The organism is Xanthomonas hydrangeae, from assembly GCF_032697525.1.
Lineage (GTDB): Bacteria > Pseudomonadota > Gammaproteobacteria > Xanthomonadales > Xanthomonadaceae > Xanthomonas > Xanthomonas hydrangeae.
Window position 1 is genome coordinate 1,162,391 of record NZ_CP103836.1, and the last position, 23,108, is coordinate 1,185,498.

Sequence of the window (23,108 nt, forward strand, 5' to 3'; positions counted from 1 at the left end):
GGCGATAATGGTCGCCCCTTGCACCACCTGCCGGCCTCCCATGCGCACCCTCTTCCTGCTTGCCGTGCTTGGACTGGCACTGCTGCCCGCAACCTCTATCGCAGTGCAGCTACAGGATGGCGATCTGCTGTTCGTCACTGCGGCCCGCACCGGCCTGAGTGGCGCCATTGACGATGCCACCGCCAGACAGGATGCACCCAGCTTCGATCATGTGGCGCTGGTCGCCCATCAAGGCCACACGCAAGTGGTGCTGCATGCCGACGACAAAGGCTCGCGGCAGCAAGCACTGAGCGACTTCGTCGACGAAGCCAACGCCAAGCATCGGCAGATCAGCGTGTATCGGCTCACCGAGCCCTATCGCGCTGCGATCCCCGACGCCATTGCCCAGGCACGGCGCATGCTCGGCAAGCCATACAACGAGACTTACGTGCAGGTCGACAACAGCTACTACTGCTCGGACTTCATCGAACGCGCGTTCCGTGCACATCACGTCTTTGCACTGCAGCCGATGAACTTCAAGAACCTGCAAACCGGCAAGATTTCAACCTATTGGACGGAGTTCTATCGCAGCAAAGGCATGGCGGTTCCGCAGGGCTTGCCCGGCACCAATCCCAACGACATGGCGAGCGCGTCCGCGCTGACTGATGTTGGCCGCCTGCAAGACGGCCAAGTGCGGCCAGGAGACCACGTTGAGTAAGTTACTGCTGACAGGACTATTCACCCTATTGCTCGTTGGCTGCACCGATGCGCCGCAGACGCCGCCGGCCAAGGTTGTGGAGCAGCAACCAACACCAGCTCCCGCAGCCGCTGCAAAAGCCGCGATTCCAGGCGGGTAACGTGGTGAAGGCAAGCCGTATGAAATGGTCGACAGTCAGGTCTGGGATGTCCCGGATCCGGCCTCCGGACGCAACTACCAAGTGTTCGTCGCGCTGCCTCGCGGCTACGCGGACAACCTGGGCCGTCGCTATCCAGTGCTTTAGGCGACCGACGGCGACTACGCGTTTCCGGTGGTGCGACAGATCGCACGCCGCTTGAATGGCGAAGGCCCGGCGATCGAAGATTTCATTCTGGTCGGGCTGTCGTACGCGGTCGGCGATGAGCCGATGCCCAGCCGCCGGCGCGATTACACGCCCACACCCGAGGATGGTGAAGGCGCTCCACCCGCTGCGACACATGGCAAAAGCGCCGCCTACATCGCCTACCTGCGTAATCACGTGCTGCCGTTCGTTGCCAAACGCTATCGCACCGACGAGCACAAGCGCCTGTACTACGGCCACTCCTACGGCGGCTTGCTGAGCACGCAGATCCTGCTCCAATCGCCCAAGATGTTTTCCGGCTACCTCCTCGGCAGCCCGTCCTATTGGTACGGCGAGCACGCGATGATGGCGTTGGAGGCCGCATCCGCAGCCAAGCGCAAGGATCTCCCCGCGCAGGTCTATCTGTATGTGGGCCAGTACGAGCAACGGCGTTACCACCAGAACTACGACATGGTCACCGATGCACAGGCCATGGTGCGGCGCTTGCGCGCACGCGGCTATGCATCCTTGCAGATCGAACTGGAGGTGCTCAACGACGAAGATCACCTGAGCGTTGCGCCACGCGGCATCACGCATGGGCTGAAGCATCTGTTGCGTGACAGCGTCTCACCCACCTGAAACCGGGCGCCGACGCGCGCGAACGTATCGTGGTGCTGACAGCCAAGGCCAGAAAGATGATCCCCGCATTGCAACGGCAATGGGCCGCGACAAATGCCGCAGCCGCGCAGCTCGATGCAGAGCTGTCGGTTCCACTCTCCAGCCTCCGCGGCCAAGCGATCGCCGCCGTGCATCAATGCCCGTTTTCGGCACGCATTGACGCGGCAACCGCCGCCCTGCTCCGCCCACCCACTCTCTAGCAACCACACCACATGGAGTCGTACATGCACGCACCACTGCAACCGGTTGCCGGCCGTTCCTTGATCGGGAACGGACCCACGACGCACCAGATCGAACTGGGTGATCGCAAGTTTCTGCACCCCGGGCGCCTGCGTTGGCTCCGGGCGATTGGCTGGGCGGTGGCATTGCTTGTCGTGGTTGCCACGCTGGCGCCCATGGCCGGCAGGTCCGTCGGCGGCCTGTTCCGCAAGGACTCCGGCCCCTTGCAGTTGGTCGCCAGCCTTGTCGGTATCGCGGTCGGGCTGGGTGTCTATGTGCTTGCGGTGCGCCTGGCGGAGGGGCGGCGCGCCAGCGAGCTCGCCGTGCGACCGATGCTGCCCCAGCTGATCGTCGGCCTGCTGATCGGTGCGGCCATGTTCGCCACGGTCATGGGCATCATGGCGGTGTTCGGGCTGTACGACATCCAGGCACTGGGCATGGCGCCGGCATGGACGGCAGTCCGCAAGGCCTTGCAGGCGGGCGTGATCGAAGAGTTGATGTTCCGCGCCATTTTCCTGCGCCTGATCTGGCGTGCGTTCGGCCCCTGGATCGCCTTCGCCGCGTCTGCCGCGCTGTTCGGCTTCGGCCATATCGCCAATCCGCACGCCACGGCCTTTGCTGCGATCTGCATCGCGCTGGAAGCCGGCATCCTGCTCGGTGCGTTCTACGCCTTGACCGGCCGGGTCTGGATGTCGATCGGCGTGCATATCGCCTGGAATTTCACTCAAGGCTATGTCTTCGGTGCAGCCGTGTCGGGCACCGACATGGGCCCGGCGATTGCCCGTAGCACCGCTCGCCCTGGCATCGCCGAATGGCTCACCGGCGGCCCCTTCGGCCCGGAAGCATCGCTGCCGGGCGTGCTGGTGTGCCTTGCCGTAGGCGTCACGGTCCTGTGGATGGCGTGGCGTGCGGGCAAGCTTGCAAAGCAACCGTAAGTGCGGAATGCACCCATCATGCCGCCTTGCTCACCAACTGGCGGTACGGCCGCCGTCAGTTTCGGTCAGCGCCAAGAGGCTCAAGACCCGGGCGTGTCCCTATCGGTCTGATCGCGCTGCCTGAGCGTCCGCGACCACTCCCACGCATCGCGTGACGCCAAGGCCGGCACTGCATGCCCTGCCCGGGTGCCTGCACATTGCAGGTACCACCTTGCCATCTCGCACACATGTGACGTCCTAGGCTTTGCGCTTCCACTCACGTCAGCGCTGGCTGCAGGATCCCAACCTGCACCGACTGAAGCGCATCACTGCAGAGGTCCACATGTCCCTGATTCATTCGATCCTGATGGGCGCGGTTGCAGGCATGCGCTCGATGACCCCGCTGGCTGCGGTCGCCAATGCGGCCCGCACCGGCAACCTCCCCGCCAACAACGGCGCACCGAAGCTGCTTGCCAATCCGCTCGCATCGGCCGGCATGCTCGCGCTCGCCGGTGGCGAGCTGGCCGGCGACAAGATGAAGACCGCACCCGACCGCATCGTGCTCCCCGGCATGATTGCCCGCATCGCCACCGGCGTGATCGTCGGCACGGCGCTGGCGCCACGCGAGCAACGCGGCATCGCCGCACTGCTCGGTGCCACCACTGCCGTCGCTGCGGCCTATCTCACCTTCAACGCACGCATGCGCGCAATCGAACGCTATGGCCAGACCAGCACCGGCGTGGTGGAAGACGCCATCTCGGTGGGTGCGGCAACGTTGATCGTGCGTAGCGCTGCCAAACGCTGAGCATTTGGCCGTAGGCAGTACATACGGTTTTGCCGCGACCGCGCTTCGGTCAACGCGGTTGCGGCCATGCTGACGCGTAACCCTCCCACCGCTAGAGCGACTCAAGCAGGCCGGTAGATCGCACACAGCTTGTGTTGCCATCTGGATCACGCATTGACCAGCGGCGCGGGAGCACCGAAGACGCCGCCGAGTACCGCATCGTAGAACTGCATGGATCGCGCAATATCGTTCGATCCCACCATCACATGATTGAGCACGCATCGCTCCTGCTCGTATACAAGGCGCGCAGCTTGGTGCAAGCCACGCGGCAGCGTGCCTGAGTGCGGCGGCGCGCGGCTGGGAGATACATCAACCACCACGCCCATGCGGCGCATCCAGATCCAGCACCGGCCCCATCGGAACGATGCCGGTGGGATTGATCATGTCGTGGCTCTGGTAGTAGTGATTCTTGATGTGCTGAAAGTCGACCGTGTCGGCGATACCGGGCAGCTGGTACAGCTCGCGCAGAAAACCGGACAACTGCGGATAGTCGGCAATGCGCCGCAGATTGCATTTGAAGTGCCCCACATACACCGGATCGAAACGCACCAGCGTGGTGAACAGGCGCCAGTCTGCTTCGGTAAGTTGGTCGCCGCACAGATAGCGTTGCTGGCTCAAACGCGTCTCAAGCCAATCCAATGTCTCGAACAACGACACCACCGCCTCTTCGTACGCAGCCTGCGTGGTCGCAAAGCCTGCCTTGTACACGCCATTGTTGACGGTGTCGTACACGCGCGCATTGACTGCATCGATCTGCTCGCGCAACGGCTCGGGGTAGAAGTCGCCGTCTGCAGCGCCAACCTCGTCGAACGCGCTGTTGAACATGCGGATGATGTCGGCCGACTCGTTACTGACCACCGTATTGCGCTCGCGGTCCCACAGCACCGGCACGGTCACGCGCCCTGAGTAGTGAGGATCGGCTTTGAGATAGACCTCGTACAGATGCTGCGCATGATCAATCGCATCGCCCACCACACCCGGGCCCTGCGCGAAGGTCCAGCCGTGCTTGCCCATCAGCCAATGCACCACGGAGACGTCGATCATCGCCTCCAGGCCTTTCAGCCGACGAAAGATCAACGTGCGGTGCGCCCAAGGGCAGGCCAGCGACACATACAGGTGGTAGCGCCCAGGAGCGGCCCGAAAGCCGCCCTCGCCGTGCGGACCCGCACTGCCATCGCGTGTCACCCAGTTACGAAATCGCGACTGCGACCGTTCGAAACGCCCCTCGCTCTTGTCGGTGTCGTACCAGCCGTCTTGCCACTTGCCGTCGACCAACAGGCCCATGGTGTCTTCTCCCACAACAACAGTAAGAAGCAACCCTAGCTCACCCGATTTGGAGAGTGCGTGAGCAGCCTTGCTGGCTTGGGCAAACGCACCAAGCCATGCGCTGTTGAATATCGAAGACACGCAGCAAGGCAACAAGCGCGTTGGCTTGCCGTCTATCAGTACCGCACGCTATTTAGCAATCACAGATGTGCCGGACGGCACCATGTAACACGCCTGCGCCTTTTTGCAGGCCTCTGCATTGAGCTCGGCGATCTGGCTGGCGAGGTACTGCTCAGGCGTCAGCCCCATGCGATTGCGGTAGGCGTTGTCGGCATCCGCCTTGGCGACCTGTTCCTGCTCGCGCTGCCGTTCTGCAGTCGTCGCCTCGACCAGGGTTTTGACTCGCTGCTGCTGCGCAGCGGTGAGATTCATCTGCTGCAACACATCCGGATTGGGACGCGCACGGCCAAGCGTGATGTTCTGAATCTGGATCGGCAGGCCTTGTTGCTTGACCAACGCACTCACGTTCTGTGTGACCGCGTCGTCTATCTTTTTGGCGGTGTCCGGATCGCTCATCATCTTGGTCATGTCGTAGCGCTTGACCTGATCGCGCACGATGGAGGCGTACTGGCTGGCGACATTGTTCTTGAACCAATCCTGCCCGAAACCGGACAACAGCAATGCTGGTGCCGTGATTCGATACTGGATCTGGGTAGAGAAGTCCAACAAGATGTTGTCGCTTGAAGAAAAATCATCGAATGCCACCTGCACGGTTTGCGGCGTCACATCGATATACGAAGCAGAGGTGGTCAACCAGGTATAGGTCCGGCCAGGATCGCGCACGTCGTCCAGGCGGATGCCGCCCTTGCCGAAGAACATGGGTTTGTCCACCAATACAGCCTGCTGCCCCGGATCGGGTGAGACGACGGTACAGGCGCACAACAAGCCAGCTAGCGCAGCGGCCAGCACAACATTTTTCATCGATGTCCCCTTGAACGGTCGGGCGTCAATGCCCTTCCGGTGTGATGCGAAAGATTATCCATTCTTCGACGCGACCGCATCCAGGCTGCACTCGATCCCCACGCGCTGCCGAAGGCGGCCCTGGCAGACGAATGCAATGCTCGCCAGGGCGCCCGCAAGCAGCGTGGCAAGTTGCCCCAACCGGTCAGATGCACCAACAGCACCGGTTGCGTCGACAACTGCAGTCTGGCCTGGCACCCCATTGGCGTCGACACCCCAGGATCGGCGAAAATAGCCGCCAGCCGGGCGCTCCGGCCTGCTGCAGCAGGGTCCCGGGCCGTCGCGGTCGCTGGTCCAGCTGTCCATCGCGGTCCGCCATCAGCTGCCCGCTGCGTTCGCTTCGCTTTCTGCCGCTCTTTTCGGATCCATCTTGAACACCAACGCCCCGCCCCTGCCCGCCGACGACCTGCCCCTCACCGACCGCCTGCGCGTGGCGCTGGACCTGCTGGAGGCCATCGAAGCCGACCGCAGCGTGCTCGACGCGCTACCCGAGGCCGACCGCGTGCGCCTGCACCAGGTGGTGGCCAAGGTCTATCACCCCGAGCCGAAGGCGCGGCGGCAGCTGCTCAAGCAGCGCGAGCGCGAGCGGCATCAGGAGAAGGTGCGCAAGGCCGAGGCATTGCTCGAACAACGCGGCATCCGCGCACTGCGACGCAAACCGGTGTTCAGCACGCCAAACGTCTTCCCGCCACATGCCGCCGGTCTGCACGACGCGCACAACGGCGAGAACGCAACCGCCACGCCGGAGCCGATGCATTCGCCCGAGCTGCGTCATTGCTACGTGTGCAAGCAGAAGTTCACCCAGCTGCATCACTTCTACGACCAGATGTGCCCGGCTTGCGCAGAGCTCAACTTCTTCAAGCGCACCGAAACCGCCGACCTGCGCGGCCGTGTGGCACTGCTCACCGGCGGACGGGTCAAGATCGGCTATCAGGCTGGCTTGAAGTTGTTACGCGCCGGGGCCGAGCTGATCGTCACCACGCGCTTCCCACGCGATTCGGCCGCGCGTTATGCGGAAGAGCCGGATTTTGCGCAGTGGGGCCATCGCCTGCAGGTATTCGGCCTGGACCTGCGCCACACCCCCAGCGTGGAAGCGTTCTGCAGCCAGCTGCTGGCCACCCGCGAAAGGCTGGATTTCATCATCAACAACGCCTGCCAGACCGTGCGCCGCCCGCCGCAGTTCTACGCGCACATGATGGCCAACGAGACCGCCGCGCTGGATGCCCTGCCCGACACCGTACAAAAGCTCGTTGGCCATTACGAAGGCCTGCGCACGCCCGAGCTATTGCGCGAAGCCTCGGCCACCGCGCTGCCGGCCGTGCACGGGCGCGGCCTCGCCGATGCCGATGGCCTCACCCGCGCCGCCGAGCTGTCGCAGGTCGCGTTGCTGGACGACGAGCTGGTGGGCCAGGAACATCTGTTCCCCGAAGGCCGTCTCGATCAGGATCTGCAGCAGGTCGATCTGCGCGGCCGCAATTCCTGGCGCCTGCTGATGGCCGAAGTGCCATCGGTCGAGCTGCTGGAAACGCAACTGGTCAACGCCATCGCGCCCTTCATCATCAACGCGCGACTCAAGCCGCTGATGCTGCGCACACCCGAGCGCGACAAACACATCGTCAATGTCTCGGCGATGGAAGGCCAGTTCTACCGCAACTTCAAGACCACCCGTCACCCGCATACCAACATGGCCAAGGCCGCGTTGAACATGATGACGCGCACCTCGGCGGCCGATTATCAAAACGACGGCATCCACATGAACAGCGTCGACACCGGCTGGGTCACCGATGAAGATCCGGCCGACATCGCCGCGCTCAAGGTGCAGCAGGAACGCTTCCACCCGCCGCTGGACATCGTCGACGGCGCCGCGCGCATCGTCGACCCGATCATCCACGGCGCCAACACCGGCGAGCATGTGTGGGGGCAGTTCCTCAAGGACTACGCGCCGACGGATTGGTGAGGGCTTTCAGTCGCCAGGCGCCTGGACCGGTGCCTGACGCAAATGTTGCCGCCATGTGCACAACGGCCGAGTTCCCTTGCCATCGCATTGACCGTGTCACCGATAGCGTCGGGGCCAATCAACCGAGACGCACACATGACAGAGCACGGCAAGCCAAACCCGATCATCGACACCATTTCCAACGTCATCGGCGCCATCCGTGCCGACGACGATATGCATGAGTTGGCCAAGGCCCACGATGCGCTCGAACCCAAGGCCATCGAGAAACTGACGCCTGCCGAAGCGCGGCAACAGCCGACGATCGCAGACGCGGTCAAGAAGCTCCTGCAGGACCAGGGCAAGACCGCCGACCCCGAGGTGCTGGTGCCCGGCGTCAAGCGCACCTCTCACACTCTGGAAACGCCAACAGGCAATCTTCCCGCGTTTGTCTACACCCCACAGGGTGGCGCTGCACTGCCGGTCATCGTCTACTTTCATGGCGGCGGTTGGGTGATCGCCAATGCCGAGGTCTACGACGGTGGCGCGCGCGGGCTCGCCAAGGAAACCGGCGCCATCGTGGTCTCGGTCGATTATCGCCAGGCACCCGAACACACGTTCCCCGCCGCCTGGGACGACGCACTCGCCGCCTACGAATGGGTGCTGGCAAACGCGGCAAGCATCGGCGGTAATCCGCAGCGCGTGGCGCTTGCAGGCGAAAGCGCTGGCGGCAACCTGGCGATCGCCACCGCTGTGGCTGCACGCGACAAGGGACTGCAGGCACCGACGCATATCCTTGCGGTCTACCCGGTCGGGCAGACCGGCAGCCTGCATACCGAGTCCTATATCGAAAACGCCATTGCCAAGCCCTTGAACAAGGCCATGATCGAATGGTTCGTAGGGCACCTGATTCGCAGCGACGCCGACAAGCAAGACACGCGCCTGGACCTGGTGAACGCAAACCTGCACGGCCTGGCACCGGTGACCATCATCAACGCCACCATCGACCCGCTGCGCAGCGACGGCGCCAAGCTGGAAGACGCACTCAAGGACGCCAATGTGCCGGTCGAACGCGAGGTTTACACCGGCGTGACGCATGAGTTCTTCGGCTGCGCGGCAGTGATTGCCAAGGCGAAGGCAGCGCAAGAATACGCAGGCAAGCGGCTACGCGAGTCGTTTCGCTAAACAAGGTACAGCGTTAAACAAGGCACAGCGTTGGGTACGGCGGTTGTGCGTCGCGATGGCAAGGACAGATAACGTAAAAACCCGAGGGCCGCCCTGGCATACCAGGCGGCCCTCGGGTTTTTGGGTCTCAGTTTGTGCGTTATTAAAACTATTACTGTCGGGACAGGGTATTGGCTCGAAGCCTGCCTCGTGCGCGGCACGATGCGACAAGCCTGGGACTGAAAGGACCACTGCAGCAACTTCCTGCTGCTGCGATTGCATGTACGATCCAGCCAGGGGAGGAGTCGCGGCCAGACAAGGAGTTCGTCATGAGTGAAGTTCACTCCAAACGTGCAGTTGCCTATGCGCAGGTCAGGCGCGCACTGCAATCCGGGCGGTATCCGCCCGGCCAGCGCATCGACCCGGCAAAGCTGGCCACCGAGTTAAAGATCAGCCCCACGCCGGTACGCTTTGCGTTGTATCGCCTGGTCGGCGAAGGCCTGGTCATCGATCACGCACGCTATGGCTTGCAGGTGCCGCTGCTCACCGAGGTCGCGCTGCGGGATCTTTACGACTGGATGGATCGCCTGTTGCTGATGGCCTGCGATATCGGCTTTGCATCGACGCCGCATGCCCCTGGCGAGTTGGAGCCCAACACCGCACCTGCGGACGTGGTCAAGCAGACCTGGAAGCTCTTCGACGCCATCGCCCATGCCACTGCGTATTGGTCGCTGCATCATGCCGTCAGGCAGACCAACGACAGGTTGGCACCGGTGCGACGTGCCAAACATGGCCTGCTCGACTCTCTCGAAGAAGAACTGGCAGAGCTCACGCTGCACTGGCAGCAGCGCGACCTTGCCGCGCTACGCATAGCGCTACACGCCTATCACGCGCGCCGCATCCAGGCCGTGCCGCGCATCGTGGCGGTCATGCATGAGCGCAGCCGTCAGGTTTGACAGCCCGGCCACGGACTGTCGCCAGCACCAGGCCTTGTAAGATCCACATGCTGTGCTGGCGCACCGCCGGCAGCGTGCGTCTGATGTGGCTTGAACGGCGCGATGCGACGTCACCGCCAAGCTTGCACGGTCATCTTCGATGGCGGTCACACGGTGAATTTAATTATGACGGTGTCACGACTTAATCATTTGAAAATCAACAAGCCCGTTTCCTAACGTGTCTGCGTCATGGAGCCCCATGACGCAACCAGGAGACAGCGATGAACAGCAACGACACCATCCACAGCGATGCATCCAACGAGACCACGGTGCTTGGCGTTGCCAGCACCGACACCAAAGGCGGCCCGCTCGCTGGCGAAGAGATCGGCGGCTTCAATGTGCCTGGCATTTCCGAAGAGTGAACCCGAGGCGTGCCTGAGTGCACGCCTCTCCCACCAGGAGTAGAGACCATGGATACCAGCAACAACGACGCGCACACCACGACGTTTGGCCAGGATCTCATCGTGCTTGGGATCGCAAGCCTGGACACACAGGGCGGGCCATTGGCAGGCGAAGAAATGGGTGGCATCACCACGCTAGGCATCAGCCAGGACTAGGCACTGCCAACGCGCGGCAGTCGCCACTCGGCAAGTGCCGATGAGCACTTCCCAGGCCATGGGGCGCACTCCAACGGTGCGCCCCTTCTCTCTCCAGGACAACGCCATGCGCCGCTACATGTTGCGCGACGACCTATCGTTCTGCCGCATTGGCGAGCGCCTGGTGTTCCTGGATGTCGGCAACGACCGCTACTTCCGTCTGCCCAGTGCACAAGAACACTCCCTGCTCGCCTACCTGGCGCAAGACCCGGTGTCGGAGCTGGAGATCGACGACCTTGTCGAACGGGGACTGCTGGTGGAACGGTCGCAGGCCACCGCCGGCCCGCAGCCTTCCGTCATACCTGTTGCACGTAGCGCGATGGAAATGTCCATACCAGCGCAACGACCACACCTGTCTGACAAGCTCGAGGTGCTGGCACTTGTGCTGTCCACACGCCTGGTATTGAAGCGCAGCCCGCTTAGCAGGGTACTTGGCAGCCTCTCCGCTGGAGCGCAGCGCAAGCGGGCGCAGCAAAGCTCGGTCGCCCCGCTCGAGCAACGGCTCACTGATGCGGCATCGGTCTTCAGGCACGCACGCGTGTGGGTGCCGGTCGAGATGCGCTGCCTGCTCGATTCGGTCGCGCTGGCAAGATTCCTGCGTAGGCGCCAGCTCGATGCCCGGATTGTCTTCGGCGTCGCACTCGATCCGTTTTCGGCGCATTGCTGGGTGCAGGCTGGCGATCTGGTCTTGAACGACACGGTGGGCAACGTCCACGCGCATACCCCCATCCGGGTGGTGTGATGTACCGCTACATCGCCTTGCTCAATCATCCGCAGACACACCACGATGGCGACCGCGCCGGTGTCGATGAGGCGCTGCGACAGATCGGGTTACTGCCACGGCTACGCACTGAATGCATCGATCTGTATGCATCAGACGACACGTCCGTGCTCGACCTGCCTGGTGGCGGCGCACTGATCGGCCATGTCTTTTCGCGGCGCGACAACGCCCCCTTGGTGGACGGCGCATCGTTGCATGGGTTGTCCGCAGCACAGCGGACGCGGCACCTGATCGACACGCACTGGGGCGAGTACCTGCTGTTGCATGCACCGCACGCGGATCCGAGCGCCATCACCGTCATGCGCGAGCCTTCCGGCGGCGTGGCATGCGTCTACGCGCTACAGCATGGCTTCATCACTTCAGACATCTCGATCGCCACGCATGCGGGTGTGTACACGCGTGAGATCGACTTGGACGCCATCGCCCATCATCTGCACTACCCGCACCTCAAGACCGAGCGCACCGGGCTTGTCGGCGTACGCGAATTGCTGCCGGGCAGCCAGCTGTGTCTGCATTCCAACCGCAACAGTGTCGAACAGGTCTGGAACCCCTGGGATTTCGTCGCAGCATCGCAGCGCCGGCATGACCCGTTCGACGCACAGGCACAGGTGCGTCAGGCGGTTGCCTCCAGCGTCACCTGTTGGGCGCGGACCGATGCGTCCGTGCTGCTGGAGCTCTCTGGCGGCCTGGATTCTTCCATCCTCGCCGCATGCCTGAAAGACACCACCGCGCGCGTGGCATGCTGCAATCTGGTCACGCCGGTGCCTGGTGCCGACGAGCGGCACTATGCCCGGCAGATGAGCGATCTGTTGGGCACCGAGCTGATCGTGCGGACACTCGGGTTCGACGCTGCACCCGTCGATTTCGCACCGCCGGCACATGCCGTCGCCCCCAGCACCTGGTTTTTGCAGCATGCCTCCAACGCATTGAAAGAGACCATCGCCGAGCAGCTCGCCGTCAGCAGTTTCTTTTCCGGCGGTGGTGGCGACACCGTGTTCTGCTACACCAGAACCGCAGCACCAGCTGCAGACGCCTTCCGAGCGCGCGGCCTACGCGCCGGCATGCGTGCAATCCACGATCTCGCCGAACTCCATCAATGCACGCTCTGGAAAGCAGGCAGGTTGACGATGAAGAAACTCCTCGCCAAGGCCGGCCCGCCGCGCAAGCCGGAGCGATCGTTTCTGCCGAGCACGCAGGCTGAGGTTCGGTTGCAATCGCATCCCTGGTTCGATGCCCCGCCCGGCAGCCTGCCCGGTGACCGCGAACGTATCTTCGATCTGGCCGGCACCCAGGTGTTCCGCGATGGACTGGCGCGCAGTGCATCGTGGCACCTACGCATGCCGCTGCTGTCGCAACCGGTGGTGGAAGCCTGCCTGACAGTGCCGAGCTGGATGTGGATCGCTGGCGGCCGCAATCGCGCCGTCGCACGCGATGCGTTTGCCGATGTGCTGCCTGCGCAGATCCTGCATCGTCGCAGCAAGGGCACCTTCATGAACTACTCCGGCGCGGTCTATCGTCAGGGCAGGCAGCAGATCCGCGATTATCTGCTGCATGGTCGACTCGAAGGCCAGGGGCTGCTGGATGCCGATGCGCTGCGCCACCATTTCGACCACACACTGGCCGACGGCGACCACAGCGTCATGCGCATCTTCGACCTGTGTGCGGTCGAGAACTGGGTCCGTCATCAAGGCTGATGTTGCCTGCGCTGCGTGGAAGCATGCCGTGTGCGTGGCAACGTATGCCACGCGCAAGCGGCATCACGCACGCTAATCGCCACGTGCCGGCAGTGCCGCCTTGATTGCACGCCAGCGCGCGTACTGCGCGGCCTTTTCCGGCGCAGCGTCCTGGTAATCCTGCAGCCAGAAGCGGAACCAATCTACATTGCGCGCATACACCGCCAACTTGTGCTGCGGCTGAAACTTCTGGTGCGGCTCGTTCGGAAACACATACAGCTCGGCACGTTGCGCACGCAGCAGCGGAATAACGTAATCCAGTGCGTACAGATACTCCTGCTCGGAATGCTGGAACAGGATGGGCGCGCGAATCCGCTCCAGCTTGAACGCCGGCGACAGCGCCTTCCACCGCTCGGGCGTCTGCTCCGGTGCGCCCAGGCCCCACATCTCGCGTAGTCCCTTGAGGAAGGGCTCGCCCTTCATGCTGCCGAACAGGTAGTACGTCGGCGACACCACCGGGTTGGCGACCGAGGCGGCGGCCAGCAGGTTCGATTCGGTGGCCGTCCACAAGGTCACCGCACCACCGAAGCTCAGCCCGCCCATGCCCACGCGCATGGGATCGATACCAGCCTGCGCTGACAACAACGCCACCGCACTTTCCACTGCCGCCAGCCCCTCGCCGTGCCGTTCCACCGCATCCATGGTGTAGCCGGGCAACTGGTTGATGCACAGCGCTGCGATGCCCAGCTGCGCCAACGCGGCCAGCGGCCACTCGTCGCCCATGCCACCGCGCACGAAGCCCGGGCAGCTGTAGTAGGTGACGAACAACGGCAGCTTGCCCGCGCCGGTACCGTGTGCCGCGAAGAACTGGCCGCTGTACTGCCGCCCACGTGCATCGCGCCACTGCAACAGCCGTGCGGGCGTGGCACGCGCCATGTCTGCCGCAAGCTCCGCATTGGGATCGAACAGCACCTGCCGCGCGCCATCGTCCAGGCCGATGCGCTCCAGACGCGGCGGGCGATCGGCGTCGGCGGTCACGCACACCAACGCAGCGGCCGATGCACCGCAGTGTGTGGAGGAATCGCGTCCGCCATTGATCAGACCACGCCCCTGCACCACCGCATGTACCTGCCCGGTGGCCGGATTCCAGCGCTGGATGGATTGCGCCAGGCCCAGCGCAGGATCGGTGATGGTGAACAGCACCTCCGCGCTGCCCGGGCGCCACAGCACTGCAGTGATCGCCTTGCCCACGCAGGCCGCCGCCGTGCAGCGCACGGCCTTGCGCGCATGTGCACCGGGCAACACCGACAGCGCCACCTGCGGACGGAATAGCAGGCCTTTGCCATCACCCACACGCGACAGCACCGCCACAGCCCCTCCAGGCGCACGCACGGATTGCCACACATCACCGTCGATACCGCGCAGCACACTGACGGGCGGTTCCTCCGCGGGCACCTGCGCGGCAGCGAGTGGCAGCGTAGTTGCCGTCGCCAGATCCAGCGCCACCCAGTGCTCCGGCACATCCGCCGACAACCCGGTGCGATCGAACCACACCGTGCCGAAGCGCTGCGTGGCCAGGCGTCCTTCCACATTGCCCGAGCGGAACAGGCCTTGCCCGAGCGGCACCGTCTCGTCGATGCGGATGCCCTGCGCATACTCGTCCTGTTCGGCCGCCATCACCTGCGCGCGCGTGGCACCGACGCGGTAACGCAGCACCCGCCCCTGCGCGTCCAACGCAAACTCGCGCACGTCCGCCGCATCGCGCGTCACCGCGTACGCGCCGGAGCCGTCCGCCGCCGCACGCCACACCGCAATCACCCCATCGCTTAAAGCGCGGTAGTACAGCCAGCGGCCATCCGGCGACCACAGCACCTTTGCAGGCAACGCGCCACCTGCCGAATCGCGCAGCGGCACGCCGCCATCGGCAACGCGTCTGGGCGCAGCATCCTGCAGGCCCTGCACATACCAGGCGCTGTCGTAGGTATTGCGCTGCACCGATGCCTGCTCGGTGCGAAAGGCCACGCTGCGGCCATCCGGCGACAGCGTGGGGCTGCCGATATCCACTACCTCCAGCAATCGCTGCGGCGATACCGTCTGCGCGTGGCCAACGCACGTACCCGCCGCCATCAGCACGCCTGCAAGCAGCAGGCGCCATGGTTTGTGATTCGTCACGCATGCACTCCTCTCAGCAACGCTCAAGGACCATCGCCTGCACATCGGCTGCCGCTGGCAGCCGATGCATCACCAGTGCTTGGACACCGACACGCTCACGAAGCGACCAATCGCCGAATAGTTGGTGGAGTCGTACGGCGCCACGTACAGCGGCGAGGTCACCCGATACAACGGCGGATCGCGGTCGAAGGCGTTGTCCACCGACACCCCGAATTCCAGCCCGGCCCACGCATCGCGGCGTGCGCCGGTGGCGTAGCGCAACGCCATATCGAATGTGGTGAACGATGCCGACTCCACCCCATCGGCGCGGTTGCGCACCCCGCTGCGGTAGTTGCCGAACAGCGAGGCAGTGAGCCCGCCCTGCTTCCACACCGCGCCCACGCGGCTGCTCAGCGTGGGCGGGTTGAACAGCGTGCCGGCCAGATCGAACGCCGCTTGCGTGGGCAAGGTCTGCTGCGTGCTGTCCAGCCAACTCGCCGAGCCGCGCAAGGTCAGCGCGCCGCGCGCCAACGCCACCCGGTAGCTGCCGCTCAGGTCCACACCCTCGATGTCCTGCTGCGCCACGTTGGCGTACTGCGTATAGATGATCGCCGCCACCCGGCTCGGGTCGTAGGCGACGCCGGCAAAGTTGGAGAACCGGCTGGCGAGGGCGATCACATCGGCCTGCGCCTGCGGCGTCGGCGTGCGGTCCACGAACGGCGCGTAGATCGCATTGCGTAGAGCCTGGCTGGCATTGGCGATCGGCTGCAGCACGCGGTTGCTGTAGTCCACCCCGAACCAGGTCAGCTCCGCCTCCAGGCCATCCAGCGCCTCGGGATGCCAGGCCAGCGAGACCGAGCGGGTGATGGCGCGCTCCGGCTGCAGATCCTGGTTGCCTCCATCGGCCACCAGCACCGTGGTCCCGGCGGGAAAGCCCACCCCGCCGAACGCGCCCGGCTGGAACAGCCACGCCTCCTGCACGTAGTTGCGCTCGAACAGCGTGGGCGCCTTGAACGACTTGCCCCACGAGGCCTTGAGCGTCACATCGCTGCCAGGCGCATACAGCACACCGAACTTGGGCGTGGTCACCCCGCCGAAGCTGCTGTAGTCCTCCCCGCGCACCGCCGCCGTCAGCGTCAGTCGCTGCACACCGGGCACGCCCTGCGCCGGGCCCACCACTGGCAGGTTCACCTCCGCATAGGCGAAGCGCGCGCTTTCGCTGCCGTCGATCGTCTCCACGCCATTGACGTGGTTGACGTTGCGGAACGTGTTGCTGCGATACCCCACCCCGGCGGCCAGGCGCGCATCGCCCGCCGGCAGCGCGAACAGCGGCCCTTCGGCGCCCAGTTCGTAGCTGCGGCTGTCGTTGCAGTAGCACAGGTCGGTCACGCTTACCGCACCGCTGGCCAGCGCCGTTTCCTGGCGGTATTGATCGTGCTTGCTGTTGCCGTTGGTGGCACCTAGCGTCAGCGTCCAGTCGCGGGGCAACCACACCACCAGGCTCGGCGACAGCAGCAGGCTGGTGGTGGTCGGCGTGACCCGGCTGTTGCGGCCACTGACCGCGTAGAGATGCAGCTGGTCACGCTCGCTGCGTAACGCGTCCAGGCGCAGCTCCGCGTTATCGCCCAGCGCCTGGTACGCGCTGAGCAGGCCGCTGCGCAGATCGCTGCCGGGATACAGCGTGGATGGGTCGGTGAGTTGCGTGGTGTAGCTGCGCTGCCGGCTGTAGATCGGGTCTGCCGAGACGTCCTGGTAGGTAGCGATCAGCCCACCACTGCGCCAGGTGGTGCCGGCAGTGACGCTGTATTGCCGAGAGGTGAGCCCGCCTTGCGTGGCCCGCCCGAAACGCGTGCCGACGGTGACCCCGTCGTAGTCGCACTTGAGGATCACATTGCCAACGCCACCCACCGCGTCCGAGCCGTAGATCGCCGACGCACCGTCGGCCACGATCTCCAGCCGCTCCACCGCCTCCACAGGGATCGCACTGATGTCCACCGCCTGGGTGAACCCGCCATAGGCCAGCCGGCGCCCGTTGAGCAGCGTGAGCGTGGCATCGGCGCCCAGGCCGCGCAGGTTGAGGCTCGCGCCGCCGGTCATGTTCTGGTTCGCGTTGCCGGCCCCGGCCAGATTGCCGCTCAGCACCCCCGGATTCTGCCCACCGGAGAAGTTCTGCGGCACGCTGCGGATCACCTCGCCCAGATCGCCGAAATCCTCTTCGCGGATGCGCGCCGCATCGATCGCCATCACCGGCGAGGGCACCGCACCGCCCTTGATGCGTGTACCAGTGACTTCGATGGTCTCCAACTCGGTGGCGGCTGCTGGCGTCGGTGGAATCGCCGCAGGTGCCGGTTCGGGAGAGGTGGCAGCCGCCGGGTCGCTGGTGCTCGCCGACGCGGGCGCCGGAATGCCGGCCGCAGCTGTCCGATCTGTTGCCGCTGCCTGCGGTGCCGCGGCCTGTGCCGTCGCCGCACCTGCCGCCCCGCTGCTCACAGCGAACAGGGCGAGAGAAATGGCGTCGCGTAACGTGCGTGTCTTCATGGAGCGTCCTTTGGCTTGCCTGGGTTGGCCCCGCCGACAGCGCACTCCGGTCGACCCCGGAGCGCGCAGCCAGCCGAGCAAGATCGGTCCTGCACCTGACTGCCGAAACAAAGCGCCGCCATGCCAGCGGGCAATGATTAGTATTGCTAACTGTTTGTCATACGATCAATCATCGCGCACGCAAAGCACCTCGGTGCCCACCCGGGCCCGACACGTCATCACTGCGCAAGTTGTTGCACTTCCCCTACTGCCTGCTGTGCTCCCGACGCTCTACGTCAGCGCCGTCAGCGCCACTGCAGGCATTGCCACAGCTACGTTTAACGTAGCCATCACGCCAAGACTACGTTTACCGTAGTATCGAAGTCAAGCCCGCTTTCGGAAGCTTCCGTGCATCGAAGTCCGGGACGCGCACACTCTTGGTTGAGAAACGACAGCTCCCCGTGTACAGCCGCCGGCTACGCGAGGCGCGCCAGGTCTACGGCCTGTCGCAGCGCAACCTGGGCATCAAGGCCGGCCTGGACGACTTCGTCGCCAGCACCCGCGTCAATCGCTACGAAACCGGCGTCCACCAGCCCGACCTGCAGACCATCCAGCGGCTGGCAAACGCCCTCGACGTACCGGTGGCCTACTTCTATGCCGAAGAAGACGATCTGGCGCAGATGATTCTGGAGTACCAGCGGCAGGGCAAACCCGCACCCTGAAACGGGTGGATATGGGCCAGAAGAATGGCCGCGGGTGTGCCGGGCGCGGGATCTTCAGGCAACTAGGCATTCTCCGTCACCCCGTGTCCTCCAGGAAGCCAGAGCAGACGCATGGATCGGAAGAACAAACTCCCACGTCTGGCGAAGGCATGGCTGGCATGTGCGGCACTTGCCACAACGCTATGCCCGGCGCAGCCGCACGCCAGCGTGCCCGGCTCCGCGCCGATCTCGGACAACCCCGCAGCAAGCGTCGCTCTTGCGCCCGGCGAATACATCACGGAAAAGGGATGGGGGCATCTGCTGCTAACCAAGCGCAATGGATCGCTATGGTTCTCTTTGGAAAGCACCACTGGCCAATCCATGTGCTTTCTGGAAGGCGTGATCGATGGACGCCAAGGTATTGCCATAAGCGACACGGGCCCCACGGACTGCAGAGTGCAGTTCGCAGAGACTGCCGAAGGTATCGACGTGACAAGCCCCACGCCGGTCGAGTGCAAGTCACTCTGCGGCTATAACGGCGGTTTCGAAGCACCTTACCTGCGGGCCAAAGAAGGCTGCGGCCGCAACGCCCTGGCACGCATGCGTGCGGCATTTCAGCAGCGATACGACCGCAAGGACTACAAGACGGCATTGACCACCCTGTCTCCGGTACTGGCGCAGTGCGCGCCGACACTGGAATGGGGAGAAGAGGGAGATATCCGCAATGACCTGGCAATCACGCAGTACAAGAACGCGCTGTATGCGCAGTGCCTGGAAACCTTGAATGCCTATGCCGAAGACGCAGCAGCAGAAGACGACGCAGTGATGGAGAACTGGCCACCGGTGCTTGCGGATCGCTATCTGACAATCGTGCGCGCAGCGCGAACCAATCTTGCGTTATGCAGGAAAGGGTTGGACAGGCAAAAAAACTAGAGCATTGAACTTCAAATTCAACCGATAACACGTGGCGTGCGGCTCAGCTCATCGCGATGCAAACATGCTCCCTGCGCAACCTCACGTCTGGCGTCCGCAGATTCGCAAAGTCGACCACACCTCAGCCTCCCTAGGCCGCCTTCTGAAACTCGATAGGCCCTTGGTAGCCCGGATACTTCTTCTTGATCAGGATGTGATCGGATGGCGTGACACAGCTATCTTCCAGGGAATTGGCCACATGTGCCTCATCCACGAAGAACTCCTCGTAAGGCAACGGCAGCACGGACGTTTCCCCGCCGCGATCAAATTTTAGCAGCAGGCTGTCATCGCGCTCGAAGCACAGCGTCTTCCAAGGGAAATCGGTCAACTTGCCGGCTTCGACGACCGCCGAGTCCTTGCCGGCCAGCAGCGTCACAACATGTTCGGAGAACTGCTTCTTTGAAATCGGCGGCTCGGTCATGGCGCATCCTGCAAAGGTGGCAACGACCACTGCGGCCGATGCCGAAACGTAAGAACGGAAGATAGCGAATGGCATACGGCGCGGCTCCTTCCTGCGGTAGAGCGATGTTTTACCAAAAGCACGCTGCGTACGTATACCGGCGTATCAGACCTCACACCATCCGAGGCGGCGGAGTGATCGACTGGTCGCGTTGCTGCTCTTGCTGCTGGGACTGTTGCTGCCGCTGCGTTTCACCCAAGGACTGCAATTGCGCCAGAGACTGCTCTACCGGCTGGGCGATAGCGTCGTTCGTCTTCATGTGCGCCATCTTGTGTGCGGGATCGTTCAACGCGCCTTCCACAACGAACACGTTCTCGCCTTGTCTTACGGACTTATAGCTCTCGCTCAGGACGACATGATCGATTCGAGACAGCCCGTTCTCTTTGGCTAAATACGCGCTGCTCGCTGCCAGCCGGGCGCTGTTGTCGTCATACTCGCGGCCGAGGCCTTGCTCGAGGCGGCGAACGGCCTGTTCTGCTTGGTGATGCAGCGGATCTGTTGGCAGCACTCTCGCAAGCTGCGCGGCTTCCTGTAGCGGAGATACCTGCTCACCGGGTGGCTGCGCTTCACCAATCACCTTCTGCCACCATTGCTGCTCAGGCTTCGGGTTGCTGTGCTCCTTATTCAACTCGCTCTTAGGCATGGGAGCAGGAATACTCTTGATGTCATCTACATTATCTACGGGGCTGAGATTTCCCTCAAAATCCCTATCGAATCCGTCTTTTGTCTTACGGTGCAGCCCAGCCTTATTGAGCGCATCCCAGGTGAAATCGATGCAGCTATTCTTATCACCGTGATACTCCATATTAAATCCGTGCTTAGCCGGATCCTTGCCAAATTCCTTAAGCTTTTCGTATTGCTCCTTATCGATCTCTATCGTTCTTGAATAGTAAGGATCCCTGTAGTTCTTAACATCATCGCCAGTAACCTTCCCCGGCCCAACGGATTCGCCATGCCTTGCTGGGGCGAATCCATAGCTATTAGAACTTGTGCCATCATCGATCGCGTAATAAACATGGCCCGCAACAGAGGGTTCTTTATCATATAGGAGCGGCGTCCCAGCGGCAGCCACATAGATGGTAACCGTATAGTGTTTTCCATGATGCTCCATGCCACCTCTCCTTACTTTCCTTTGTTGATGTAAGCAATCAGAAGTTGCGCATTTGTCTTAGCTAGCTCCTCAGCATTACGAGTAATGTGTAATTTTAGTCGGTAGCGTCCTGCCTGAAGTGAAGTACTGTAAGCAAAGGCAAGCTCCTCAGACGGCACCTCCAAAGAGGCCAGACCAGCCTCCTCCATGGTGGCAAAGTCCGCATCCATTGAGAATAGGCGGGGAGACAACCCATCTGCGGCAAGAGCAACAGATGTTTCCTCGCCCCTTCCGACACGCTGACCGCGTTCCAATGGCACTATCGCTGACCCGGCGGGTTGAACACGTTCCAAGCGCACTACTGCCGCGACATCGGCGCGCTTCAGCCGATCGGCGATGTCAGCTACCGCGCCTGGATCATTTCCATTCAGTAGAATTCCTATGAAGACCGGAGGGGTTGCATCGTCCGATTGCGCAGGCACGTCAAATTCGAGTTCCACCTCCCCATTATCAAATTGGGCAAGGCTTCGCACTAATGGTATTGCGGTTCGCATATCTGCTTGCTCCTTCGCAAGGTGCGTATTCGCGGTAGCGGTAGATGACTGCATGTTGCAACCTGCGCTAAGCCCTACGATGAGTGACATGAGCAGAGTGCGTATTCTGTGCTTCGCGATGAACACTGTATCTCTCCCGTGCAAGCTGCAGCAGTTGGTGGCCAAGGGTAACGCCGCCCATACTCCATGTCATGCTCAACATTTTACGATCACAGGAGCAGTCGGCGAGCGCTCGTTCCGCGCTGGCCTGAGTGCGACGCAAGTGACATCCGGCGCCCGGGTCAATGTACGCCTGCCGTGTTGCGCCCAGTTACCTACGCGATCTGCCCGATGCCGGAGACACCTCTACCGGTGCCACCACCTACATCAACAGCTGCCCCTCGCTGGCGGTGATATGCCGCTTGGTGCCGATCGCAAAGCCCAGCCATAGCCAATCGTGGCCCGAACATCACCGACATCCTGGGAGCGCGCGTGCAAGCTTTCTGTGAGCTTCACCAGATCGCCAGTGAGCGCGTTGTATTGCTCTTGGGTGAGCACGCGATAGTCGATAGGCATCACCGATCTCCTATCCAAAACTACATTAAATTAGAGTAATCCCCGATCTGATTGCAGATCTCTGCTGGCGGATTACCCACCTTCACGACTCTCCGCTTTCCCTCTGCGGCCTTGTCCTTCGGCGCGACGATACGGTAAACAAGATACAGCCCTTGCTGCGCCTCCCAGAGGCCGAATGTTGACATCTCCGAGAAGCGATAACTTGCCCCATCCGACTGGGCCGCCTCAAAGCTACATTCCGCATACGAGCCCCATCCACAACTAGCATCCAAGCGCTGCAACCCACCGCGCCCACCCAGATCAAAGCGATAGGACCGCCCGTTATCGTCTTCGGAGACCTGTGCATTGACTTGTATAGCACGGGTCGCACCTGCACTCCCCCATCCACGTGACTGCTCACAAAGCGCGTCGCCGGATAGAGCACTGATGTCCGCGCCAGCGGATACCGCCGCACATCCTGTGATGAAGAAGAGCGCGAGCGTCACGCAGCCAACAGACTTTATTTTCATGAGAATTCCTTGCGTACGAAGAAAACCATACAGCAATCGACCGTTAGCACCGACAGCCACGTAAGGTCTTGGGGCGACTAGAGCACTAGAAGATCTGAGCTTTCATTCCCATCCGACATGATGGCCTCCCTGCTCCCGCCGACCTAGCTAGATCATTTACACCTACGATACTGTCTGACTAATTCGCCGTCGGAAATGACCAGATGCTCGCCCTTCAAGACGTACAAATTATCAGCTCTTGTCTCTGGCGCGACATCTGTGGTTGCGGCAATAGCCCAAGCATGCGGATTGGTAGAAACCAGCCTGACTGAGACTGGCGTCTCCTGGTGCTCGTACCCAAGCAATCGGGCGGTCTCGATGTGTATGGGCGAATCCGAATCAGGATTTACAGGCAGCTTGCAGGATTGTGGGCCCAGGTTCCATACCCCATGGAGTTCTGTGGGATATGCAACAGGTTGACGCGCCTTCGTAGCAGGCACCGCGCTACAGCTAAGCACGGG

20 protein-coding genes and 3 pseudogenes are annotated in these 23,108 nt (G+C 62.8%); 13 read left to right on the forward strand and 10 right to left on the reverse strand.

The window, feature by feature from the left end; all coding sequences use genetic code 11:
* Positions 1-40: 40 nt before the first annotated feature.
* From NYR97_RS04650 to NYR97_RS04665, 4 genes and pseudogenes are all read left to right on the forward strand, one after another.
* Positions 41-697 carry a YiiX/YebB-like N1pC/P60 family cysteine hydrolase gene (locus NYR97_RS04650; protein ID WP_316696879.1) on the forward strand — a complete coding sequence of 219 codons (657 nt, stop codon included), beginning with the start codon at positions 41-43 and terminating at the stop codon, positions 695-697.
* Positions 645-1,655: pseudogene (locus tag NYR97_RS04655) on the forward strand (alpha/beta hydrolase). The gene NYR97_RS04650 and the pseudogene NYR97_RS04655 overlap by 53 nt, the downstream one beginning before the upstream one ends.
* Before the next feature lie 251 nt (positions 1,656-1,906).
* Positions 1,907-2,848 (forward strand): CPBP family intramembrane glutamic endopeptidase, encoded by a 942-nt coding sequence (locus NYR97_RS04660; RefSeq protein ID WP_316696880.1) that lies wholly within the window; start codon positions 1,907-1,909, stop codon positions 2,846-2,848.
* 322 nt (positions 2,849-3,170) lie between these two features.
* On the forward strand, positions 3,171-3,632 hold the full coding sequence (locus tag NYR97_RS04665) for a DUF4126 family protein (RefSeq protein ID WP_316696881.1): 462 nt from the start codon (positions 3,171-3,173) through the stop codon (positions 3,630-3,632).
* A 152-nt stretch (positions 3,633-3,784) separates the two neighbouring features.
* Here NYR97_RS04665 and NYR97_RS04670 read toward each other — a convergent pair.
* The 3 genes and pseudogenes from NYR97_RS04670 to NYR97_RS04680 form a co-directional block, all read right to left on the reverse strand.
* Positions 3,785-3,889 (reverse strand): annotated as a pseudogene (locus tag NYR97_RS04670) (VOC family protein); the annotation flags it as partial.
* Between the two features lie 91 nt (positions 3,890-3,980).
* On the reverse strand, positions 3,981-4,955 hold the full coding sequence (locus NYR97_RS04675) for a glutathione S-transferase family protein (protein ID WP_316696882.1): 975 nt from the start codon (positions 4,953-4,955) through the stop codon (positions 3,981-3,983).
* Between the two features lie 171 nt (positions 4,956-5,126).
* Positions 5,127-5,906, reverse strand: a complete 780-nt coding sequence (locus tag NYR97_RS04680; protein WP_316698025.1) for an SPFH domain-containing protein — start codon at positions 5,904-5,906, stop codon at positions 5,127-5,129.
* Between the two features lie 421 nt (positions 5,907-6,327).
* On the opposite strand from NYR97_RS04680, the gene NYR97_RS04685 reads away from it, so the two are divergent.
* From NYR97_RS04685 to NYR97_RS04715, 7 genes are all read left to right on the forward strand, one after another.
* Positions 6,328-7,914, forward strand: coding sequence for an SDR family oxidoreductase (locus NYR97_RS04685; protein ID WP_316696883.1), 1,587 nt, complete (start codon positions 6,328-6,330; stop codon positions 7,912-7,914).
* Between the two features lie 135 nt (positions 7,915-8,049).
* Positions 8,050-9,075 carry an alpha/beta hydrolase gene (locus NYR97_RS04690; RefSeq protein WP_316696884.1) on the forward strand — a complete coding sequence of 342 codons (1,026 nt, stop codon included), beginning with the start codon at positions 8,050-8,052 and terminating at the stop codon, positions 9,073-9,075.
* Positions 9,076-9,383: 308 nt separating this feature from the next.
* Entirely contained in the window at positions 9,384-10,010 is a 627-nt protein-coding gene (locus NYR97_RS04695; protein ID WP_316696885.1) for a GntR family transcriptional regulator, read from the forward strand.
* Between the two features lie 260 nt (positions 10,011-10,270).
* Positions 10,271-10,411 carry a benenodin family lasso peptide gene (locus tag NYR97_RS04700; RefSeq protein WP_316696887.1) on the forward strand — a complete coding sequence of 47 codons (141 nt, stop codon included), beginning with the start codon at positions 10,271-10,273 and terminating at the stop codon, positions 10,409-10,411.
* 48 nt (positions 10,412-10,459) lie between these two features.
* The gene (locus NYR97_RS04705; protein ID WP_104533192.1) at positions 10,460-10,606 is read left to right on the forward strand and encodes a benenodin family lasso peptide; all 147 of its coding nucleotides are present in this window, start codon (positions 10,460-10,462) and stop codon (positions 10,604-10,606) included.
* Positions 10,607-10,646: 40 nt separating this feature from the next.
* Positions 10,647-11,387 (forward strand): lasso peptide biosynthesis B2 protein, encoded by a 741-nt coding sequence (locus NYR97_RS04710; RefSeq protein WP_316696888.1) that lies wholly within the window; start codon positions 10,647-10,649, stop codon positions 11,385-11,387.
* Positions 11,387-13,120, forward strand: a complete 1,734-nt coding sequence (locus NYR97_RS04715; protein ID WP_316696889.1) for a lasso peptide isopeptide bond-forming cyclase — start codon at positions 11,387-11,389, stop codon at positions 13,118-13,120. The genes NYR97_RS04710 and NYR97_RS04715 overlap by 1 nt, the downstream gene beginning before the upstream one ends.
* 72 nt (positions 13,121-13,192) lie before the next feature.
* On the opposite strand, the gene NYR97_RS04720 is transcribed toward NYR97_RS04715, so the two are convergent.
* Complete coding sequence (locus NYR97_RS04720; protein WP_316696891.1) at positions 13,193-15,271, reverse strand: Atxe2 family lasso peptide isopeptidase; 2,079 nt, start codon at positions 15,269-15,271, stop codon at positions 13,193-13,195.
* 69 nt (positions 15,272-15,340) lie between these two features.
* Positions 15,341-17,788: a TonB-dependent receptor plug domain-containing protein gene (locus NYR97_RS04725; protein WP_316696892.1), complete on the reverse strand. Its 2,448-nt coding sequence runs from the start codon at positions 17,786-17,788 to the stop codon at positions 15,341-15,343.
* Positions 17,789-18,228: 440 nt separating this feature from the next.
* On the opposite strand from NYR97_RS04725, the gene NYR97_RS04730 reads away from it, so the two are divergent.
* Positions 18,229-18,489, forward strand: coding sequence for a helix-turn-helix domain-containing protein (locus NYR97_RS04730; RefSeq protein WP_316696893.1), 261 nt, complete (start codon positions 18,229-18,231; stop codon positions 18,487-18,489).
* Positions 18,490-18,600: 111 nt separating this feature from the next.
* Entirely contained in the window at positions 18,601-19,401 is an 801-nt protein-coding gene (locus NYR97_RS04735) for a hypothetical protein (RefSeq protein WP_316696894.1), read from the forward strand.
* 130 nt (positions 19,402-19,531) lie between these two features.
* Here NYR97_RS04735 and NYR97_RS04740 read toward each other — a convergent pair whose 3' ends face one another.
* The 5 genes and pseudogenes from NYR97_RS04740 to NYR97_RS04760 all read right to left on the reverse strand — a co-directional run bounded on the left by NYR97_RS04740 (position 19,532) and on the right by NYR97_RS04760 (position 22,608).
* A complete protein-coding gene (locus tag NYR97_RS04740) occupies positions 19,532-19,936 on the reverse strand; it encodes a hypothetical protein (protein ID WP_316696895.1) in 405 nt (134 codons plus the stop codon).
* Positions 19,937-20,012: 76 nt separating this feature from the next.
* Positions 20,013-21,011, reverse strand: a complete 999-nt coding sequence (locus NYR97_RS04745; protein ID WP_316696896.1) for an XVIPCD domain-containing protein — start codon at positions 21,009-21,011, stop codon at positions 20,013-20,015.
* A gap of 11 nt (positions 21,012-21,022) precedes the next feature.
* Entirely contained in the window at positions 21,023-21,598 is a 576-nt protein-coding gene (locus tag NYR97_RS04750; RefSeq protein ID WP_316696897.1) for a hypothetical protein, read from the reverse strand.
* A gap of 307 nt (positions 21,599-21,905) precedes the next feature.
* Positions 21,906-21,974, reverse strand: a pseudogene (locus NYR97_RS22385) (SymE family type I addiction module toxin); the annotation flags it as partial.
* Positions 21,975-22,119: 145 nt separating this feature from the next.
* Positions 22,120-22,608: a hypothetical protein gene (locus NYR97_RS04760; protein WP_316696899.1), complete on the reverse strand. Its 489-nt coding sequence runs from the start codon at positions 22,606-22,608 to the stop codon at positions 22,120-22,122.
* Positions 22,609-23,108 lie beyond the last annotated feature (500 nt).

Coding starts and splice junctions, on each gene's coding strand:
- NYR97_RS04760 (WP_316696899.1), bottom strand. CDS start 22,608: ATGAAAATAAAGTCTGTTGGCTGCGTGACGCTCGCGCTCTTCTTCATC.
- NYR97_RS04660 (WP_316696880.1), top strand. CDS start 1,907: ATGGAGTCGTACATGCACGCACCACTGCAACCGGTTGCCGGCCGTTCC.
- NYR97_RS04745 (WP_316696896.1), bottom strand. CDS start 21,011: ATGGAGCATCATGGAAAACACTATACGGTTACCATCTATGTGGCTGCC.
- NYR97_RS04725 (WP_316696892.1), bottom strand. CDS start 17,788: ATGAAGACACGCACGTTACGCGACGCCATTTCTCTCGCCCTGTTCGCT.
- NYR97_RS04750 (WP_316696897.1), bottom strand. CDS start 21,598: ATGCAGTCATCTACCGCTACCGCGAATACGCACCTTGCGAAGGAGCAA.
- NYR97_RS04650 (WP_316696879.1), top strand. CDS start 41: ATGCGCACCCTCTTCCTGCTTGCCGTGCTTGGACTGGCACTGCTGCCC.
- NYR97_RS04665 (WP_316696881.1), top strand. CDS start 3,171: ATGTCCCTGATTCATTCGATCCTGATGGGCGCGGTTGCAGGCATGCGC.
- NYR97_RS04690 (WP_316696884.1), top strand. CDS start 8,050: ATGACAGAGCACGGCAAGCCAAACCCGATCATCGACACCATTTCCAAC.
- NYR97_RS04740 (WP_316696895.1), bottom strand. CDS start 19,936: ATGCCATTCGCTATCTTCCGTTCTTACGTTTCGGCATCGGCCGCAGTG.
- NYR97_RS04715 (WP_316696889.1), top strand. CDS start 11,387: ATGTACCGCTACATCGCCTTGCTCAATCATCCGCAGACACACCACGAT.
- NYR97_RS04675 (WP_316696882.1), bottom strand. CDS start 4,955: ATGGGCCTGTTGGTCGACGGCAAGTGGCAAGACGGCTGGTACGACACC.
- NYR97_RS04705 (WP_104533192.1), top strand. CDS start 10,460: ATGGATACCAGCAACAACGACGCGCACACCACGACGTTTGGCCAGGAT.
- NYR97_RS04700 (WP_316696887.1), top strand. CDS start 10,271: ATGAACAGCAACGACACCATCCACAGCGATGCATCCAACGAGACCACG.
- NYR97_RS04735 (WP_316696894.1), top strand. CDS start 18,601: ATGGATCGGAAGAACAAACTCCCACGTCTGGCGAAGGCATGGCTGGCA.
- NYR97_RS04710 (WP_316696888.1), top strand. CDS start 10,647: ATGAGCACTTCCCAGGCCATGGGGCGCACTCCAACGGTGCGCCCCTTC.
- NYR97_RS04695 (WP_316696885.1), top strand. CDS start 9,384: ATGAGTGAAGTTCACTCCAAACGTGCAGTTGCCTATGCGCAGGTCAGG.